The sequence below is a fragment of the Roseicyclus sp. genome (genome assembly GCF_052168335.1).
Classification (GTDB): domain Bacteria; phylum Pseudomonadota; class Alphaproteobacteria; order Rhodobacterales; family Rhodobacteraceae; genus Roseibacterium.
Genome location: NZ_JBQLZP010000678.1, coordinates 1 through 1091 on the forward strand (window position 1 = coordinate 1; position 1091 = coordinate 1091).

The 1091-nt window shown below is 74.6% G+C and carries 1 protein-coding gene; it reads right to left on the reverse strand.

Annotated features, from left to right (window positions below; all coding sequences use genetic code 11):
* Positions 1–402 precede the first annotated feature (402 nt).
* The gene (locus ACTS11_RS20690; RefSeq protein ID WP_442642172.1) at positions 403–909 is read right to left on the reverse strand and encodes an EF-hand domain-containing protein; all 507 of its coding nucleotides are present in this window, start codon (positions 907–909) and stop codon (positions 403–405) included.
* Between the last annotated feature and the right edge of the window lie 182 nt (positions 910–1091).

Sequence of the window (1091 nt, forward strand, 5' to 3'; positions counted from 1 at the left end):
CATGAGCGCACCGTCGTCGAGCGCGTCGAGCTCAGCATCGCCGTCCGGCCGCATCGGTTCCATGGCCCTCAATAGCCGCCCGTCCATCCACGCGCCAAGGGGCGTGTCCGCTCCCGGCCTGCCCCCCGGACGCAGGCCGCCGGCGTGTCCGCCCGGTCCGGTCCGCGGAGGCATGTCCTCCCTTGCGCGCCGGCGTGCGCGCCGGTCCATACATAAGCGTATGCCACCTGTCCGCACGGCGCCGCCCCGTCATCCGCCCGCACATCCGCCTGCACATCCGCGCGTGCGTTCCCCGGTTCGCGCGTCCGGACGGGTCCGCCGATCCATACACCAGTGTCCGCGCCGGACCCCGGCCCGCCGCGCCCGGAGGGCGGCCCGCGGCGCGGACCGCCCGCGACCGGATCAGCCCCGGTCGCGCCAGAAGCCCTGGCCGTGGCCGTGGCCCTCGCCGTGCCGTCCGCCGCGGCGCTCGCGGAATTCGGCAATGGCCGCGTCGAACTCCTCGGCGGTCACGGCCCCGTCGCCGTCCGCGTCGAGGCGTCCGAACATCCGCTCGGGGTTCGGGCCGCGGCCCGCGCCGCCCATCGCGGCCATCGCGTCGAGGCTGATCGCCCCGTCGCCGTCGGCGTCGAGCCGCTCGAGCATCCGGTCGACGCCCTGCGCCACGCGTGCGCCCGCCATCGCCATCAGCTCGTCCCGGTCGAGAAGCCCGTCGCCGTTGGCGTCGGCCTCGGCCAGCCGCGCCTGCCGCGCGCCGGTCATCTCCTCCAGCGTCACCGCGCCGTCGCCGTCGAGATCGAACTCCTCGAACACCATGCGCGGGCCCATCGGCCCCTCCTGCGCCATGGCCGGAAGGACCAGCGCCGCGGGGATCGTCACGCCCAGAAGGGCCGCTTTCCAGATCGACATGCGTATCTCCTTTGCTGCCTGTCTGATCCCTCTCACGCGGGGGCGGGGGATTTCCGTCGCGGGAAACCGCCCCGTGACGCCGCGTCGCGCAGCGTCGCCATGGACGCCCCGGCCCGGGGGGCCCATGTTGCCCCCCATGCAGGACACCCAGATCGACCATTCCGAACTGCGGCCCGAGTTCG